Source organism: Methylobacterium sp. E-005 (assembly GCF_022829725.1).
Classification (GTDB): Bacteria; Pseudomonadota; Alphaproteobacteria; order Rhizobiales; family Beijerinckiaceae; genus Methylobacterium.
Window position 1 is genome coordinate 1 of record NZ_JAKSYG010000069.1, and the last position, 15,800, is coordinate 15,800.

Below are 15,800 nucleotides of genomic sequence, written 5' to 3' on the forward strand. Positions count from 1 at the left end.
CCCTGCGAGATCAAGACATCGACCTGCCGCAGCTTAGCAACGATCTCTTCAGCCGTATGCTTCTTCCGTCCCATGACGACATCCTCCACATGGCTCAAAGCCATACCTCAGGGAGGACCACTTTTCAGGGGGCAGGCCAACGGTGCGTGGCGGCTTATGCCGCTGATCGAGGCACACATCCAACACCGTGCCGCCGAAAAGCGATGCCCGGCCTGTCACGGGCGGGTGCACACACAGGGATCCTACGCAGCGCAAGGGACCGTCGCCATGGCGCATCGGCGCACCCACGACGGCTGCCCGAGGTTGTCGCGGTACTTCGCCGGGGAGCCGAAGCCGCACCCGCAGCCTTTGGATTAAGGCCCACTGCCCGCGCGGGTCCTATACGTGGATCCCCGGAAAATCTTGCAGCTGTGAAACTTCGCGCGGGGCGGTTCCGTACCGCTCGGCCATGAGTGCTCAAAACGACAAACCCACGTCCCAGGCTTCCGCCTTAGCCGTGCAAGCCCATGCTGCCCGCATCCGTAACGCCTTCTCGATCGAGACCCTGGCGGCGCTGGCCCAGGTAGATCCCGAAACGATCACGGCGCTGGAGAAGGACGACACCATCAAGGATATGGCTGCATGGGAGCGGGTTTTGGACGTGCTCGGTCTACGTTCTGACAGCCACCGCTAACTTGCAGGCCATGGACCGGCGCTCGCGGTGTCCAGTTCCCCCGCCGCATCGACTCTCTCATGACCGCCCGGCCAAGGCTTCACGGGCGAGCCCCGGCGAACTGGACCGGATGCGCCTGTCGTCACGTGCTCGCCCGCAGCATGCCGCGTGGTGTCGCGAACGCCTCGGGCGCGCGTTCGAGTAGGATGCGTGCTGTAGCAGCCGCACAGGGCGATGTCGCCGTTTCAGCTGCCATCGGCGTCGGTTAGCGCGACTGCGCCCGGTAAGGCTGTCTATGGTGTCAGATTTATTGCGTACTTGGAATAAATGCTGCCCATCCGACCAACTGCTCGCGAGGCACTATCAAATTTAGCTATTTATACAGACATAGATCAAGCGGCTGAGAGCATAATCGCGGTAGATACTATCACCAATGCAGTTCTTGCTCAGGTTGCATCTGTGTCAATTTACAATCTACGCGTTCCGCTCCTCCGCTGCGGTGTCCTTGCACTCGTAGCGGGGATGGTTGCGCTCGGACCGGCCCAAGCCGGCTTTTCCAGTGTCATCCGCATCGTTCTGCTGAAGGGCAGACACTACGACCCAACCGATCTGTTCCTGCACCGGGGCGACACGATCACCCTCGTCAACGGGGACGACAACGCCGTCCACCACGCGTTCATCGAGGCCGATCGGTTCGCGTTCGATGCCGGCGATCAGGAGCCTGGCAAGCAGGCGACGCTGACGCTCAAGGAGCCGGGCGACTTCATCATCCAATGCGGCATTCATCCGAAGATGAAGCTCACCCTTCACGTGCAGTAGTTCCCCCGCATGCAATTCGGACTATGCCGCGTGCCAGTTCGAGGCAGAAGGATCGAAGGCCGCCGCTACGGGTTGGAATGCGCGGGTAAGATCTTCGTCCAATCGTCCGCCCATACCCTGCAAGATGCCGTAGGCCTCCCCGCCTTTCATGGGTGCCCGGTAGCTACGTCGTTCGATCAGCGCGCCATAGACGTCGCAGACGGTCACCAGCCGCACGAAGTCTGGGATCTCCCAGCCCTTGAGGCCGTCAGGGTAGCCGGTCCCGTCCAGCATCTCATGGTGCGAGCGAACCGCCACTAACAGTTCGTCGTCGAACGCACCGTTGACGAGCATCTCGTGGCCGCGCGCGGCATGCGTGCGCATCACCACCATCTCTGAATGGCTGAGGCGTCCGGGCTTGTTCAGGATCTCGATCGGCACGTGGATCTTGCCGACATCGTGCAGCAGAGCGGCCCTCGTCAGGCGATGGCGATCGGCCGTGCGCAGGCCGAGCGCGCCCGAAAAGGCGGCGGCTAGAGCCGCTACGATCAGGCAGTGCTGATGTGTGGCGTCGTCGAACTGCCGGACCGCCCGCACCCAGTCGTAGACACCGCTCTCGCTGACGGCGCGCACGACCAGATCTGTACCGGCATCGGCTACGTTCGGCGTGATCGTGCCGCCTGAGAAGAGAGCGCTCTGGAAGAACTGTCGAGCCTCGGCTGCTGTCGTTCGTGCGGCAGGGGGGATCGGCGAACCCCGCAACCGGTCCAGCGCAGTCGACATCTCCTGCAGGTTGGCCGTAGCGCTTGCGCCCAGGATCCGCGCCTGCGCCTCGGCTCGCGCCGCGTTACCGTGCCTCAGGAAGAGATATGGCAGATCACCGGCCCGGACCTGCGTCAGCGTGCGGCGCAGGCGGATGATCGCGTCGGAGGTGAGCAGTTCGACGTCACTGACGATCACGTCGAACTGCTGAGGCGGTAGCGTGTCCTCGTAGAGGTCGTGGACGCGGCAAACGCCTCGCGCACTGATCTCGCGGGCGAGACGCTGCCCACGCTGCAGGTCGTCAGTGATAAGCAGAAGCTCGCACACTGCCGCTCCTCAAAGGATCACGTGTTCGTTGAAGGTCAGGGGGCCAAACGGCATCCGGAACGCCACGCCGACGCCTTCGGGGGTATGACGGACCACGGTTGCGTAGCGCTTGCCCACCGTGACTGTCGAGCCGACGTCTGGTCGCTGGTTCAAGAGTAGGGCGGCGCCGGTTCTGGACAGATCGGCGATGATCGCTTCGGCCGCTTGCGCATCCTGAAGCTTGATCTGTACCGCGCGGTGGACCGGGACGATGCGGACGCTTTTGCGTTGGTCGTTTTGCAACTTGGCGCTGCGTAGCCAAGCCAGCCGCGCCTCCATCCTGGAGCGTCGTTCGGGGTTGGCGATCACCTGCAGAATGAAACCGCCGGGGAACCCGTGCAGCGCGACGCCGTCGATGAGTCCGATGTTATCAAGGTAGCAGGCGATGCGCACTCCGCTGTCGGGTAGCGATCCATGCTCGACGCGACGCAGCTCGATGACATCGTAGGCCGAGACGTCAGCGAGACACGAGACATCCTCGCCCCCTGGAAGGCAGTATCTACCCCTGGTTGTGATCCTCGATTGATCCACCACGAGGCTATCTCCGCGACCGCATACAACGAAGCATGCCCCTGGGGTGGTTTACGAGGCCTCTAAACCTCAGATAAATTCTACATTGTCTGCGATCGAATTGACGCAGGCTGTTTCCGACGGTGCCGGCGTCCAGCCTTACTCGACACGCGTGGCGCAGTTCTCGACCTGCTCGAGGAACTGATCGATGTAGGCCAATCCCGTGTTGGCCTCGGCGCACAGGGGCGAGTTGACGGCGTCGATCCCGGCGTCACCGCTCGACGGGCGGGCCTGCAAATCGGCGATCTCCGCGGTCAGCTGCTCGCGCTTGGCCAGCAGATCCCCCTGGATCGCGGCGAGCCGCGCGCCCGACAACGTCGTTGCAAGACCTTCCTGCAGCAGCTCCACCGCCGTCACATCGACGGTGGCGAGCGCGGATGCGGCGCTGCGATCGGATCGAAGCGGGATGAGCGTACCCGTCACCGTTGCGCCTCACCCAGGTCGGGGGCACTCGCGCTGGCAACGTCGTCGACAGCATCGGGGACGTGCCTGCGCACGCCTTCTTTCAGCCGATGCTTCAACGCCTCAGCCTCCGCAACGGCCAGGCCAGACGCCGATGCGGCGCTATCCGATGGTCGAATACGGCGTCGATCCGGGCATAGCTCGCCGCGTTGGGTTCAGTTGGGTTCTCCACGGCTGCACGAAGCAGGTCACCGAGAGCACCTTCCAAGCTGGCCCGCACGGCGGCTTCCTCGTCCACGGCGCTCGTGTCGCACATAATCTCAGCCGACAGCACGCGCTGCTTCGCGCACCTGCTGGGTGGCGGTATCGACCTGCTCGCTCGCTCGGGCGATCGCCTCCATGCCGCCGGCAAGCGTCGCTACTCCGTGGGCGGCCGTGTGCATGCTGCCCGACATCTCCCGCGTCACGGCCGACTGCTTCTCCACCGCCGCCGCGATCGCCGCCGACACCTCGTCCAGCGAGCGGATCGTGACCTGGATCGAGCCGATCGCGTCGACCGCCTCGCGCGTGGCCGCCTGGGTTGCACTGATCTGCACCCGGATCTGATCGGTGGCCTTGGCGGTCTGCTCGGCTAGAGCTTTCACCTCGGACGCGACCACCGCGAAGCCCTTGCCCGATGCGCCGGCGCGCGCCGCCTCGATCGTGGCGTTCAAAGCCAGCAGGTTGGTCTGCGCGGCGATCCCCTGGATCATCGTCACGACCTCGCCGATCTGGGTCGCCTGCCCGCTCAGGCCCTCAACGATGCCGCCGGTGTGCCGGGCCTGCTCGACCGCCTCGCCGGCCATGCATGCGGCGTGACTGACCTGCTGGCTAATCTCGCCGACGGATGCCGATAGCTCCTCCCCCCCCGAGGCCACCGCCTGGATGTCGCTGGAAACCTGCCCCACGGTCCCGGCCGCCTCGGCCGTCTGCCGCGTGACGGCCTCGACCGCCGTGCCGATCGCGTCGAGGTCCGCGCCGATCGAACGCTGCGCCGCGGCCCGGCGCTGCCGGTCCTGCACCTCCGCGGTCATGTCGACGGCGAACTTCACCACCTTCAGCACCGTGGCATCCGCGTCGGTAATCGGGTTGTAGCTCCCCTGGATCCAGATCTCGCGGCCGCCCTTTGCGATGCGCCGGAACTCGCCCGCGGCGAATTCACCGCGTCCGAGCCGATCCCAGAACCCCCGGTAGGCCGCACCCTGCTGCTCGGCCGCATCGACGAACAGGCTGTGATGCCGGCCGCGGATCTCGTCGATCTGGTAACCGACCGCATCGAGAAAGTTCTGGTTTGCATCTAGGATCGTGCCGGCCGGATCGAAGGCGATCACCGCCTGTGATCGGTGCAGGGCGGCGATCTGGCCGTCGAGGTCGAGCATTCGAACCTTCTGCGCGGTGATGTCGGCGGCGAACTTGACGACCTTCACGACCCGACCGGCGCGGTCGAGGATGGGGTTGTAGCTCGCCTGGATCCAGACGGTTCGGCCGCCCTTGGCCAGACGCTTGAACTCGGCGGACTGGAACGTGCCTCGCCGCAGGGCATCCCAGAACGCGCGGTACTCGGCGCGGTCGTGATAAGCCGGCTCGACGAACATCCCGTGATGCCGCCCCTGCACCTCTGGCAGCGTGTAGCCCATGGTGGACAGGAAATTCGCGTTGGCGGTGAGGATGGTGCCGTCCGGCTGGAACTCGATGACGGCCTGTGAGCGGTCGAGCGCGTCGAGTTTGGCCGCCTGATCAGCATGCGTGCGCGTTCCACCGAACATGGTTGTTCTCCCCCGAGCAGTTATTTGCGTGATGGTCGATAGGGGGCTGGCAGGTAACCCAGCACAGTCGCCCCTCGCATCTTGGCTTGTACAAAGCTACGACGTGAATATTAAATATCGCTTAATTAAAGAGCGACCGTTGTTAGCTAATTTCAAAAATTACCTATGTTAGATGTCGGCAACAGTATTCACGGGCAAGCGACCAGAAACAAAACAACTAACGCGCGTTGGAATAGACCCAGGTTGCGCAGCCCATCAGTTAATATGTCGTTGCTTGCGCCGATCGGCTCATAGCGTCCGCCGGCGCCCCCGGCCGGGCGCCCGATGCGCCTGACCGCTTCTCGCTCGAAGGCAACGAAGTTCTCGATCCGCCCATCGCTAGTGTACAACGGTCTGCAGTCCACTTCCGCACGGTATTTGGAGCCGTCTGCACGGTAGTTGGTCAGATAGCCGTGGAAGCGCTCACCGGCCGCGAGGGCACGATAGAAGGTATCAAGTGTCTCGCGCCGCGTCTCCCGGCCCTGCATGAAGCGCGGGCTCTGTCCGACAACGTCGTTCACGTCGCGACCGATCAGCTCCCCTAACGCCGAGTTAGTTTAGACGATCGTCGGACCAGGCGGGTCGATCGTCGAACTGGTGACGACGATGCCGATGGTGGCGTCGTGTGCCAAAGTGCGGATGAGTTCGAGCGCTGTCATCCCCTACCAACGCCGTGGTTGAGCCGATGGTGCAGCTACTTCATTCGATGTGGCATCGTTCGTCATACCATCCGGTGGCAGACTCTCACCGCATGGCTCGATCCGTCCTACCGCCCGCAAGAATCCTCTCAGGATCGCTTCGGACGAGGTCGCCCGTTGCCCCTCGGCAGTGGTTCTTCGGTTCCGCGTCCACAACTTGCCTCTGTGGATCTCCTCTATCCGTAGGATGCATCGTTCTGCACCCTATGCCGCCCAACAGTGCTAGGGCTGCGGACCGCCCTCCCCGCCGTAGCCACTGCAGCTACTCCCGGCTGATGATCTGCACCACGTTCGGGTCGGACTTCCGGCCCTGGTGACGACGCTCCTGGATTGTCAGCAGACCATCGCCCTCGGCCAGCCGGATTGCGGCCTGAGCTAGCAGATGGCAGACGCCCGCTCGCGCCGCGATGGCGTCGATGCATAGCCCGCAAGCGCCGTTACGGGCCATCTCGTCGCCGACGATCCGCAGGTCCGCAAGTTGACCGGTGGTGAACCGGCTAGCAAGCGCGGGCGGCATCGGGCCGGAGCAGGCCAGCCGTCGGCGGTGCTCAATCGCTACGGATCGCTCAGGAGCCTGCTGGAGGCGCTTGGGCGGAAACAGTGTGACATGGCCGAGCGGGATGCCAACGGGCACAACGGCCTTGCGCACAGCGCTCCTGCAGGCGTGCAGTAGCTCGGCGCGGCTCTGCGCCTCCGCATCCGTGACGGTCTCGGCGGAGTGAGCCTGCCAGATGGTGCGCGACAGGCTGTCGAGCTGCGCGAGCGTGTGCGCGTCCCCGATCGACGACCGCATGATGGCATGAAACATCGAACCCGGTCCCTCGCAGGCTACAGCTAGGGTCCAGACAAGGCCTTCCCAGTGCGAAAAGCGGTGTTTTCGCCTGACTCCCGAGGGGAGATCATGGTCTGTGGGGAGCAGTCACGCGGCCACACTAGGCCCCAGGTTTTTCCAGCAGCCTCTTCCTTGCCGGGAAGGGGCTATTGGCTTTTCAGGGTCTTCCCCGATAGTCATCTGAATGGTGGCCGCGACTCGGTAGAACGGGTGCGACCGTGACCGCCCATGTCGGCCAGAGCGCACGGTCAAGTCAACGTCAGGGGGCAATCAGCGCGACCATGGCCGCTGGACAACTGACCGTCGCCGACCTGCGCAAGGCCGGCCGCATCACCAGTCATGAAATCGTGGCAGCGATCGATGCCTACCTGCGAGATCCGGCGGCCGTCCCCTACCTCGACGCCATCGCCGCGCGGGCGGGAGTTTGCCGTCGGCTGGCACAAGCCGCAATACGACTGGCCGAGGGCGACGGGCTGCTGACCATTCAGGAGCGCCGCCACCAGGGCCGGAAGTCCGACCCGAACGTGGTCCGCATCATCAGCCGCGAGTGGCTGCAGTGGCTCCGGCGATCTTGGCGATCCGCGGCCCCGGCGCTTCTAGGCGGCATAGGGTGCAAAACGATGCACCCTACGGATAGGGGAGATCCACAGAGGCAGGTTGTGGACGCGGAAGCGAAGAAGAGCTGCCGAGGGGCAACGGGCGACCTCGTCCGAAGCGATCCTGTGAGAATTGTCGCGGGCGGTAGGACGGCGCGAGCTATGCAGTGAGGGTCTGCCACCGGATGGTATGACGAACGATGCCGCATCGAATGAAGCAGCTGCACCATCAGCTCAGCCACGGTGTTGGCTGGGGATGACAGCGCTCGAACTCATCCGCGCCCTGGCTCACGACGCCACCGTCGGCATCGTCGTCATAGGTCCGGTGATCGAACCGTCCGGTCCGACAATCGTTTACGCCGACTTGGCGTTCGGGCAGCTGGTTGGGCGTGACGTAAACACTATCATCGGGCAGATCCCACGCTTCATGCAGGGCAAGGAGACACGCCGCGAGACACTGGATACTTTCCATCGTGCCCTCGCGGCTGGCGAGCGCTTTCACGGTTATCTGACCAACTACCGCGGGGACGGCTCCAAATATCGTGCGGAAGTCGACTGCCGTCCGTTGCGGACCGCCGATTGTCGCATCCAGAATTTCATCTCGTTTGAGCGTGAGGTGGTCCGGCGGATCGGGCGTCCCACCGGCAGCGCGGCCGGTCGTTATGAACCTGTTGTGATAAGTGACGATCCATTTACCAACGCCTTGCGCGAATTCGCCATCCTTGAGCACGCTTCGGTTGTATTGTTTCTGGACACGTCATCGTGATAACTGGTTTGATAAGCTAATCTGAGTTATAATTGGAGCGAATACAGGGTGTACGTTGTCGAATTAAGAGTGAGTTAACGCTTATAGACCAGTATTGCTCAAATTGATGATTCGAGAGGTGACGTGTCGGCGGGGTGCTCCGCTGGTCGACCACCTTCAGATTTGTCGTCGAGTAGCACAACAATCTTGGGGGAACGGCCATGTTCGGTGGAATGCGTGCGCACGCGGATCAGGCAGCTAAACTCGACGCGCTCGACCGCTCGCAGGCCATCATCGAGTTCCAGCCCGACGGCACCGTCCTCACTGCCAACGCCAACTTCCTGAACGCCATGGGCTACACGCTGCCCGAGGTGGAGGGCCAGCATCACGGCATGTTCGTCGAGCCCCGCTACCGCGACAGCACTGAGTATCGGGCGTTCTGGAATGATCTGCAGCGGGGCACTTTCCAGGCCGCCGAGTTCAAGCGTTTGGCAAAGGGCGGCCGGGCCATCTGGATCCAAGCGAGCTACAACCCCGTGCTTGATCGCGCAGGCCGCGTCGTGAAAGTCGTAAAGTTCGCCTCCGATATCACCGCGAAGAAGCTGCGTGCGTTAGACAGCGATGGCCAGATCGCGGCCCTGCACCGCTCGCAGGCGGTGATCGCCTTCGATCCGACCGGCACGATCCTCGACGCCAACCAGAACTTCCTCGACGCGGTCGGCTACCGGCTCGATGAGATCCAAGGTCGACACCACAGTCTGTTCGTTGATGCGGCCGAGCAGCAGGGTGCGGCCTACCGGGGGTTCTGGGATCGGCTGGGGCGCGGCGAGTTTTTCGCGGGTGAATTTAGGCGCATCGCCAAAGAAGGGCGCGAGGTCTGGATCCAGGCGAGCTACAACCCGATCAAGGATGTAGATGGCTCCGTGCTGAAGGTGGTGAAGTTCGCCGCTGACATCACCGCGCAGGTGCACGAGCGCCAGCGCCGGGCCGAGGCGCAGCGGGCGATCGGCGCCGACCTCGACGCGATCGGCGCTGCGGTTGAAGACGTCACACGACAGACAGCGGAGGCCGCCGGCATCGTGGGACAGGTGTCGAGTGACATCCAGGCGGTGGCCTCGGGCGCGGAGGAACTGGCGGCGTCTGTCGGCGAGATCAGCCAGCAGGTCAGCCACGCCGCGCGCATGGCTGGCGAGGCGGTCGAGCAGGCTCGACACACCGGCGGCATCGTCGAGGGTCTGAGCGGTCAGGCCACGCAGATCGGCGAGGTGGTGACGATGATCCAGGGCATCGCCGCGCAGACCAACCTTCTAGCGCTCAACGCGACGATCGAGGCGGCACGGGCCGGCGCCTCGGGCAAGGGGTTCGCGGTCGTGGCCTCCGAGGTGAAGGCGCTGGCCGAGCAGACCGCCAAGGCGACGGAGGAGATCCGGGTGCAGATCACCGCGACCCAGGCGGCCACGCGCGAGGCGGTGGGCGCGATCGGCTTGATCCAGGGCACGATCCGTTCCCTTGACGAGGTCTCGGCGGCGATCGCGGCGGCGGTCGAGGAGCAGTCGGCCGTGACGCGGGAGATGTCGGGCAGCATGCATACGGCCGCGCACGGGGTGACGACGATCGCCGGCGGCATGGAGGCGATCGCCCGGGCGAGCGAGCAGGTCGATACCGCCACCCAGCAGGTGCGCGAAGCGGCACGGGCGGTGGGCTGAGGCCATGAACGATATGGGTGAGGAGGCCGCTGTGCGGGCCAGCCTCGACTACGCGCTCGGGGACTTACTTCGTGCCGCCGTCGAGAACCTGACCGAGCCTGACGCGGTGAGCTGCGCCCGGATCGACGCTGTATTGGACCGCCAGATGGCGTCGCATCGAGATTTAGCGTGGGCGCTCGCGGAAGCCGAGGAGCTGAAGCATCGCCTGAAGGCGGGCCTGCTCAAGGGACCGTATCCGTCTGACGAGGGTGGCAACAAGCTCAGCGAGACGTGACCGGAATGATCGTCCCCCTGCGGTCTAAGCGTGATGAGGTGTCCGCTCTTGCCAGCTTCGATGCAACCGCAACGGAGCTGTTGGCCAAAGGACGTGCGCCGACCCTTTCAGCGGCACAGTTCGACGCGATCCTGATGACACTGCTACGCCAGCGGGCCGAGCTACTTGCGATCCTCGCCAATCTGGAGGCACGGGCGTCGAGCAGAGATGCTCGGATCGAGGCCATCAACGCGGAACTGTGCGTCGAGGCGCGTAACGGGCTGGCTTATATCGAACTGTTCATCCAGCACGCCGGGACGAGCGCTCTAACTGCGCGACAAGGTAGCCGGTCCGCTTGAGCCGTGGCAGGACCGCCTCCGGCAGCTACAGTAACACTCAACCTCAACCGGCATCTTCCATGCCGTAGGTGCGAGCGGCCTTCGCCATGCGGGTGAGCTGATCGAGATCTAGGTCCGCGTCCTCGACCTGCAGTCGCGTGCAGAGATCGACAAGCGTAAGGCGCAACGCCTCGATTATTCTGTCCAGCGACTCCCCGAGGGCGCGGATCTGCGCCCCACGAGGGCCAAGATCCACGTCTTCAGCGAAGGCGCCGGTGAGGGCGGCCGTGAGATCGTGGATCTCGCCAAATGGACCGATGGACTGGAGTTCCGCGTAATTCATTGTGGCCTCGGGCCGCTCTAGCAGTAACGCCGGTGGAAATGCCTATATTTTATGCAAACTTGCTGATATCGTAAGCACACCTGTGGCTACAGACGATGATCCACACAGTCAATTGGTCTTGTTCGACTTCGATCCAGCGTATTAACCATCGTGCAACATGGGTTAATAATTCGTTGGCGCAAAGCCCCACTTTGTGAGGAAATACGTAGGCGGGCTGCGGCCCGCGCTATCCTCCGAGGTCATCATGGTTCGGGTTACGGCGCTCAGGCATCCTCTCCGCCTGGGTACGCGCGCTCTCGCGAGCTTTGCAGCACTGCCCCTACTTCTCCTCGCTGGCACAGGCTCAGCTAGCGCTCACGTGAAGTGGTTCTGCGCCTACGACGTCGCTGGCCAGCCGCGCGGCCTTGAACAGGTGCTCTGCTCCGACTTCGAGTGGCTGACCGGCCTCGCTATCGTCTGCCTGATGCTGGGCTGCCTCGCCGAGGGCACGCCGCTGGGCGCGGCCCTGATGAACGCACTGGATCGCGTCACCGCTCGCATCCGCACCGATACCGAACTGCTGGTCCGCTGCACCCTCGGCTTCTTCCTCGTCTCGGTGTGGGGGCTCGGCGGCATGATCCTGACACCGGAGCTGAAGACGGAAGTGGCTTGGATCCCGTGGCTCCAGCTCGCCATGGCGGCGTGCCTGATTTCGCGCCGGACCATGCCGCTGACCGGCCTCGGCATTGTCTTCCTGTTCAGCTACGCGACCGCCCAGTACGGCCTGTTCCACCTCGCCGATTATCCGGTGTTCCTGGGGGTGGCCGTCTACCTGATTTGCCAGGGACTCGACCTGAAGCCCTTCGAAGTCCGACCGCTCGACATCGTGCGCTGGACCGCCGCCATCACGCTGATGTGGGCGTCGGTCGAGAAGTGGGCGTACCCGCAGTGGACGGATCCGCTGCTCGCTGCCAAGCCGCAGATGACCATGGGCGCGACGCCCGAACTGTTCATGCAGGCCGCGGGCGTGATTGAGTTCACCCTCGCCTTCGCGCTGATCTGGACGCCGCTCGTTCGGCGCTGCGCGGCGATCATCCTGGCGGCGATCTTCGTCTCGGCGGTGTTCGAGTTCGGCAAGGTCGACGCGATCGGTCATTCCGGGATCATCGTCGTGCTGCTTGGCATCGCGGCCGACGACGTGCGATCCGTGGTCCGGGTCCGCGATGCGGCGTGGGCTCCGGCCTACTTCGGCGGGGCGCTCGCGATCTTCCTGGCGCTGTACTACGTCGGCCATGAAGCTCTGTATGCAGGCCTCACAGCTCTCCCCATCATCTGAAGTGCAACCGGGGAAAGGGCCGATAAGGTGCGCCTACCGCACGTGGACGGCGAGCTTCATCTTCGGATGAACGCCACATAGGACGGTGAAATCGCCCTCGGTCGGGAAGGTGATGACAACCTTGTCACCAGGCTCGATATCCCCGGAGTCGAAAGCGAACGCCTCATGATCGACGTAGGCTTGGTGAACGAAGTTGTTGTCATCATTGACCACGGTGATGTGCTCACCGACGTGGAGTGCGACGTCCCCGGGGCCGAAGCGCTTGCCCTTCTGCGAGATGATATGATCGGATCCAGAAAGGCTCGCAGTGGCCAAGCCAGTCATAGTGATTGATGCAAGTGCCCCAAAGAGCATCACCAATACCAATTTACGGTTGTGTGGCTGCATCGTATACACCGGACCCTGCATTGATGGTGCTAATCAGGATTACAGAAGTTAAGAGGGGCACAAGATTTTGTATTCAGACCGGAAATCATGTGGTTGTGATCGTCCTGCGCGACGAAAAACAATGCAGGTTAGTTTAGGGCCTGCGGGTGCAGCGCTATCTCGCCCGTGAACCGCGCCGGCATCAATGGGCAGCCGTCGTGCGCACGGCGGTGCTGGAGCCAGAGGCCGCCTTGCGCGGTGCTGTTGACGTGGATCGACACGCGGCCGTGGCAAACTGGGCAGCGCTTGATCGCGGACGAATGGCGGGCGTGCGCCTGGGCGATGCTAACCGGGCGCCAAGCGCCGTCGATCCGGATCTCGCATCCGGTGGCGTCAGCGATCGTCATGGCGAATAGGTGCCATGCGCTGGCAGTTTCTGCCAGCCAAAGGTTCGGTGATCTCGAAGGCCATCCGTGGCCATGCGGTCGTGAAATCCCAATGAACTGGACCAAGGGTATGCGCGCGTTTGGTCGCACTGGTCCAGCTTTGCCGCTTGGGTACGTACTTCGCTGATCGACGAAGCATACTCAGCACAGGTATCTCGGCTTGGCCTTCACAGCGACTTCCAGGATACCCGGGCTTCAGGAGGCCGACGGTAGTGCACCTGTCGTGCCTGAGGCCGTTCTTCCGGAGCCAGTCCGGCAGCATCTCGGCAGCCTGATCGCGGCTGCCTATGGGCTGGAAGAACAAGGTGACGCTGAGGCGAGCGCTCCCAAGCGCTTCGCAGACCTACTCGCCAAGCTCGACGTGGCCGTCGGGGCAGCCCGTAGCCGCGAGGAAGCCGAATTCCAGAGGCTACTCCTCGCCGCAGTACCTCCACTTCGTCGCTTCGCCATCTCACTCTGCCGTGACCGTTCTGCCACAGAGGACCTCGTTCAGGAAACTCTTTTCCGAGCCTGGAAGAACAGAGGCAGCTTCCAGCCTGGTACGAACCTTGAGGCTTGGACGTTCACGATCCTGCGCAACTTCTACTACACCGGCCAGCGTAAACATCGTGAGGTTCAGGACGAGGATGGGAGCTACGCGGCCCGAATGGTTGCTCGGCCGGAGCAATCCGGCCGCCTCGACTTGCAGGATGTCAGCGCCGCTCTGGATCGGCTCGCTCCCGCGATGCGAGAAGCGCTGGTCCTCATCTCGCTCGAGAACTTGAGCTACGAAGAAGCGGCTGCGGTCATAGGTTGCCAACTCGGTACCGTGAAGAGCCGCGTTTGGCGCGCTCGGGACCAGCTCGCGCGGATGCTCGGTTATAGCGGTGCTGAGATCGGCACCGATGCCGTAATGCTCTCGGCAAACGCGCGGTAGGGCGTGCGGACATACATCTTACGCGCCGTCTGTCGACAACAGGACGGCATCGTCGGGCCGACGCTCGATGAACGCACGATCACCGCCGCCGACGACAACGCGGCAGTCGCCATAGCGCGCGATTTTGATCTGGACTTCCAAGCTCTCGGCGCGAATGCGGTCTACCTTGCCGTTCCGGATGGCCGGACGATCTGGAGCCTGCATGCACCGAACCCATGTTCAAACGGCTGAGCGATAGGTTCGGTTGATACTGCCACCGCGCTGAGGCGGATCCGAAGCCATTCTGCTTGGTTATGGCCTCAAGTCGAAGCTGGATCCAAACATAGGTTGCTTCTGCGATCGCCTTCGGAACAGGATTGCCCTCAACATCCTGCTCGATGAACAGGTAATTGACGCGCTCGCTAGGGCAGCTGCCGTACTTCAAGAGGAGAACGACCCCAACATACTTGACCTTGAGCACGCGATCCGCACACACCGGATTGGCATCTTGAAGCAGCGGGCCGTCTTGGGGGCTGCCGGGATCGACGTGTGATGGAACAGCGCCGCGTCTACGTCGTCCGAGGCGCTTCAAAGAACGGCATCATCACCTACAAGTGCCCGACGGCGGCGTGGGCGCTGCGTAAGCTACGCGATTTCAAGGCGGCCGGGCGTCAGGACATCACCGTCAACGATCGGGACGGTACCCTGGTGACTGAGGCCGAACTGATCAACATCGTGGAAGGCTCAGGTGCCGCACCTGCCGAGGAGGCAATACCTGCAGCCCCCCATGCCATGCGTCAGCCGGCTCAGACGTAGGGCCCGCCGAACAGGTCGCCCAACGCCTTCCGCCGCAACAGCGTGCGCCAGCGCCTCCGCTGATGCTCCGGCCGGTCGTGGATCATGTGACATCGCTGGCAGAACGCAGCGAGATTGGCGTCTGCGTTGTTTGAGGTGTCGTGGTCTCGATGAGCTGCGGCCAGGACCACCCGTGTCCGACGGGCCCGTCCGAGGATGTCAGCTTCCGCGGCGATCCGGATCCTGAGACCCCAGCCATCGCGACACCGGCCGGCATCCGCGTCCCACCAGCGGCCATCGCCGAGGTGGTAGACCATCTTGCCCGTGCGGCCGTCCGCAGCCCTCGCAGCAGCCTTTAGCCCGGCCGAACCGGATCACAGCCGAGAGCTGCGCCCAGTCGATCGGGTAGAAGACGCGATGCTCGGGCCGGATCGGTATGGTTGGCTGAGAACGTCGTAAGCGGCCTACTTTGCAGCGAAGTGACCGATCCACTCTGTAGCATCTTAGCCACAGCCGAAAGGCAACGTACTGCCAGGTAGCAACCAAAGCGCCTCTGGGATGTTGTGCCGCTCGAACGTGTACGGCGCAAAGTATTGCGGTTGTCTAGTACGCGTTCATAGATGATTTACTACGATAGGCGCTGTCGAAGCTGGCTGGTGTGTCGGTAAAACTACAGCCATTTAGCTCACCGTCCGGTAGTCATACCTCCAGATTGGATTTTGGACCCTACGTGATGACCAAGCTCCTGGCCTCGCTGGCTGCCTTCACCGCCCTGACCGCTGCCGCCTCGGCCGCCGATCTGCCGCGCCGCGCCGCCCCGCCGCCCGTGTTCACCCCCGTGCCGGTGTTCACGTGGTCGGGCGCCTATTTCGGTATCAACGCCGGCTACGCGTTCGATGCCAGCAGCAACAACACCTCGAGCTTCGCCGTCCCGGCTCCGTACGGCAACGGCACGACGGCCTATTTCGGCCAGAACAACCAGGAAGGGTTCAGCGGCGGCGCCCAGATCGGCTACAACTTCCAGCTGACCCCGGGTAACGGCGTGGTGTTCGGCGTTGAGGCCGACGCCCAGTACCTC

Annotated in this window: 19 protein-coding genes and 3 pseudogenes; 13 read left to right on the plus strand and 9 right to left on the minus strand. The window is 63.4% G+C overall.

Annotated features, from left to right (window positions below):
• The first annotated feature begins 448 nt into the window (after positions 1-448).
• Entirely contained in the window at positions 449-673 is a 225-nt protein-coding gene (locus tag MKK88_RS07440) for a hypothetical protein (protein ID WP_243998400.1), read from the plus strand.
• A 501-nt stretch (positions 674-1,174) separates the two neighbouring features.
• On the plus strand, positions 1,175-1,471 hold the full coding sequence (locus MKK88_RS07445) for a hypothetical protein (protein ID WP_243998402.1): 297 nt from the start codon (positions 1,175-1,177) through the stop codon (positions 1,469-1,471).
• A gap of 21 nt (positions 1,472-1,492) precedes the next feature.
• Here MKK88_RS07445 and MKK88_RS07450 read toward each other — a convergent pair whose 3' ends face one another.
• The 6 genes and pseudogenes from MKK88_RS07450 to MKK88_RS07475 form a co-directional block, all read right to left on the minus strand.
• Positions 1,493-2,539 (minus strand): HD-GYP domain-containing protein, encoded by a 1,047-nt coding sequence (locus tag MKK88_RS07450; protein WP_243998404.1) that lies wholly within the window; start codon positions 2,537-2,539, stop codon positions 1,493-1,495.
• A 9-nt stretch (positions 2,540-2,548) separates the two neighbouring features.
• Positions 2,549-2,971 carry a PilZ domain-containing protein gene (locus MKK88_RS07455; protein ID WP_243998405.1) on the minus strand — a complete coding sequence of 141 codons (423 nt, stop codon included), beginning with the start codon at positions 2,969-2,971 and terminating at the stop codon, positions 2,549-2,551.
• A 276-nt stretch (positions 2,972-3,247) separates the two neighbouring features.
• Positions 3,248-3,571, minus strand: coding sequence for a hypothetical protein (locus tag MKK88_RS07460; RefSeq protein ID WP_243998406.1), 324 nt, complete (start codon positions 3,569-3,571; stop codon positions 3,248-3,250).
• 299 nt (positions 3,572-3,870) lie between these two features.
• Entirely contained in the window at positions 3,871-5,355 is a 1,485-nt protein-coding gene (locus MKK88_RS07465) for a PAS domain S-box protein (protein ID WP_243998407.1), read from the minus strand.
• Positions 5,356-5,543: 188 nt separating this feature from the next.
• Positions 5,544-5,936 (minus strand): annotated as a pseudogene (locus tag MKK88_RS07470) (PAS domain-containing protein); the annotation flags it as partial.
• A 418-nt stretch (positions 5,937-6,354) separates the two neighbouring features.
• Positions 6,355-6,900 (minus strand): hypothetical protein, encoded by a 546-nt coding sequence (locus MKK88_RS07475; protein ID WP_243998409.1) that lies wholly within the window; start codon positions 6,898-6,900, stop codon positions 6,355-6,357.
• 242 nt (positions 6,901-7,142) lie between these two features.
• Here MKK88_RS07475 and MKK88_RS07480 point away from each other — a divergent pair, with 242 nt between their 5' ends.
• The 5 genes from MKK88_RS07480 to MKK88_RS07500 all read left to right on the plus strand — a co-directional run bounded on the left by MKK88_RS07480 (position 7,143) and on the right by MKK88_RS07500 (position 10,583).
• Positions 7,143-7,691, plus strand: coding sequence for a hypothetical protein (locus tag MKK88_RS07480; RefSeq protein ID WP_243998410.1), 549 nt, complete (start codon positions 7,143-7,145; stop codon positions 7,689-7,691).
• 19 nt (positions 7,692-7,710) lie between these two features.
• Positions 7,711-8,286, plus strand: a complete 576-nt coding sequence (locus tag MKK88_RS07485; protein WP_243998411.1) for a PAS domain-containing protein — start codon at positions 7,711-7,713, stop codon at positions 8,284-8,286.
• A gap of 200 nt (positions 8,287-8,486) precedes the next feature.
• Positions 8,487-9,971: a PAS domain S-box protein gene (locus tag MKK88_RS07490; RefSeq protein WP_243998412.1), complete on the plus strand. Its 1,485-nt coding sequence runs from the start codon at positions 8,487-8,489 to the stop codon at positions 9,969-9,971.
• Between the two features lie 4 nt (positions 9,972-9,975).
• Positions 9,976-10,245 carry a hypothetical protein gene (locus MKK88_RS07495; protein ID WP_243998413.1) on the plus strand — a complete coding sequence of 90 codons (270 nt, stop codon included), beginning with the start codon at positions 9,976-9,978 and terminating at the stop codon, positions 10,243-10,245.
• Positions 10,246-10,250: 5 nt separating this feature from the next.
• Positions 10,251-10,583, plus strand: a complete 333-nt coding sequence (locus MKK88_RS07500) for a hypothetical protein (protein WP_243998414.1) — start codon at positions 10,251-10,253, stop codon at positions 10,581-10,583.
• A 43-nt stretch (positions 10,584-10,626) separates the two neighbouring features.
• Here the strand turns inward: MKK88_RS07500 and MKK88_RS07505 are convergent, their stop codons facing one another.
• Positions 10,627-10,905: a hypothetical protein gene (locus MKK88_RS07505; RefSeq protein WP_243998416.1), complete on the minus strand. Its 279-nt coding sequence runs from the start codon at positions 10,903-10,905 to the stop codon at positions 10,627-10,629.
• Between the two features lie 244 nt (positions 10,906-11,149).
• Here MKK88_RS07505 and MKK88_RS07510 point away from each other — a divergent pair, with 244 nt between their 5' ends.
• Positions 11,150-12,220 carry a hypothetical protein gene (locus MKK88_RS07510; protein WP_243998418.1) on the plus strand — a complete coding sequence of 357 codons (1,071 nt, stop codon included), beginning with the start codon at positions 11,150-11,152 and terminating at the stop codon, positions 12,218-12,220.
• Between the two features lie 33 nt (positions 12,221-12,253).
• On the opposite strand, the gene MKK88_RS07515 is transcribed toward MKK88_RS07510, so the two are convergent.
• Positions 12,254-12,607: a methylamine utilization protein gene (locus MKK88_RS07515; protein WP_243998420.1), complete on the minus strand. Its 354-nt coding sequence runs from the start codon at positions 12,605-12,607 to the stop codon at positions 12,254-12,256.
• Between the two features lie 146 nt (positions 12,608-12,753).
• Here MKK88_RS07515 and MKK88_RS07520 point away from each other — a divergent pair, with 146 nt between their 5' ends.
• The 4 genes from MKK88_RS07520 (at position 12,754) to MKK88_RS07535 (ending at position 14,743) form a co-directional block, all read left to right on the plus strand.
• The gene (locus MKK88_RS07520; protein ID WP_243998423.1) at positions 12,754-13,002 is read left to right on the plus strand and encodes a hypothetical protein; all 249 of its coding nucleotides are present in this window, start codon (positions 12,754-12,756) and stop codon (positions 13,000-13,002) included.
• A gap of 253 nt (positions 13,003-13,255) precedes the next feature.
• Entirely contained in the window at positions 13,256-13,948 is a 693-nt protein-coding gene (locus tag MKK88_RS07525; protein WP_243998425.1) for a sigma-70 family RNA polymerase sigma factor, read from the plus strand.
• 3 nt (positions 13,949-13,951) lie between these two features.
• Positions 13,952-14,179 carry a hypothetical protein gene (locus tag MKK88_RS07530; protein WP_243998427.1) on the plus strand — a complete coding sequence of 76 codons (228 nt, stop codon included), beginning with the start codon at positions 13,952-13,954 and terminating at the stop codon, positions 14,177-14,179.
• Between the two features lie 300 nt (positions 14,180-14,479).
• Positions 14,480-14,743, plus strand: a complete 264-nt coding sequence (locus MKK88_RS07535) for a hypothetical protein (RefSeq protein WP_243998429.1) — start codon at positions 14,480-14,482, stop codon at positions 14,741-14,743.
• Here MKK88_RS07535 and MKK88_RS07540 read toward each other — a convergent pair.
• Positions 14,734-15,160, minus strand: a pseudogene (locus tag MKK88_RS07540) (hypothetical protein). The gene MKK88_RS07535 and the pseudogene MKK88_RS07540 sit on opposite strands and share 10 nt — an antisense overlap.
• Positions 15,161-15,455: 295 nt before the next feature.
• Between MKK88_RS07540 and MKK88_RS07545 the strand changes: the two are divergent.
• Positions 15,456-15,800 (plus strand): annotated as a pseudogene (locus MKK88_RS07545) (porin family protein); the annotation flags it as partial.

Excerpts from the sequence above, each read along its gene's own strand:
- MKK88_RS07440 (WP_243998400.1), top strand. The coding sequence starts at position 449 with ATGAGTGCTCAAAACGACAAACCCACGTCCCAGGCTTCCGCCTTAGCC.
- MKK88_RS07445 (WP_243998402.1), top strand. The coding sequence starts at position 1,175 with ATGGTTGCGCTCGGACCGGCCCAAGCCGGCTTTTCCAGTGTCATCCGC.
- MKK88_RS07465 (WP_243998407.1), bottom strand. The coding sequence starts at position 5,355 with ATGTTCGGTGGAACGCGCACGCATGCTGATCAGGCGGCCAAACTCGAC.
- MKK88_RS07475 (WP_243998409.1), bottom strand. The coding sequence starts at position 6,900 with ATGTTTCATGCCATCATGCGGTCGTCGATCGGGGACGCGCACACGCTC.
- MKK88_RS07485 (WP_243998411.1), top strand. The coding sequence starts at position 7,711 with ATGACGAACGATGCCGCATCGAATGAAGCAGCTGCACCATCAGCTCAG.
- MKK88_RS07490 (WP_243998412.1), top strand. The coding sequence starts at position 8,487 with ATGTTCGGTGGAATGCGTGCGCACGCGGATCAGGCAGCTAAACTCGAC.
- MKK88_RS07495 (WP_243998413.1), top strand. The coding sequence starts at position 9,976 with ATGAACGATATGGGTGAGGAGGCCGCTGTGCGGGCCAGCCTCGACTAC.
- MKK88_RS07500 (WP_243998414.1), top strand. The coding sequence starts at position 10,251 with ATGATCGTCCCCCTGCGGTCTAAGCGTGATGAGGTGTCCGCTCTTGCC.
- MKK88_RS07505 (WP_243998416.1), bottom strand. The coding sequence starts at position 10,905 with ATGAATTACGCGGAACTCCAGTCCATCGGTCCATTTGGCGAGATCCAC.
- MKK88_RS07510 (WP_243998418.1), top strand. The coding sequence starts at position 11,150 with ATGGTTCGGGTTACGGCGCTCAGGCATCCTCTCCGCCTGGGTACGCGC.
- MKK88_RS07515 (WP_243998420.1), bottom strand. The coding sequence starts at position 12,607 with ATGCAGCCACACAACCGTAAATTGGTATTGGTGATGCTCTTTGGGGCA.
- MKK88_RS07535 (WP_243998429.1), top strand. The coding sequence starts at position 14,480 with ATGGAACAGCGCCGCGTCTACGTCGTCCGAGGCGCTTCAAAGAACGGC.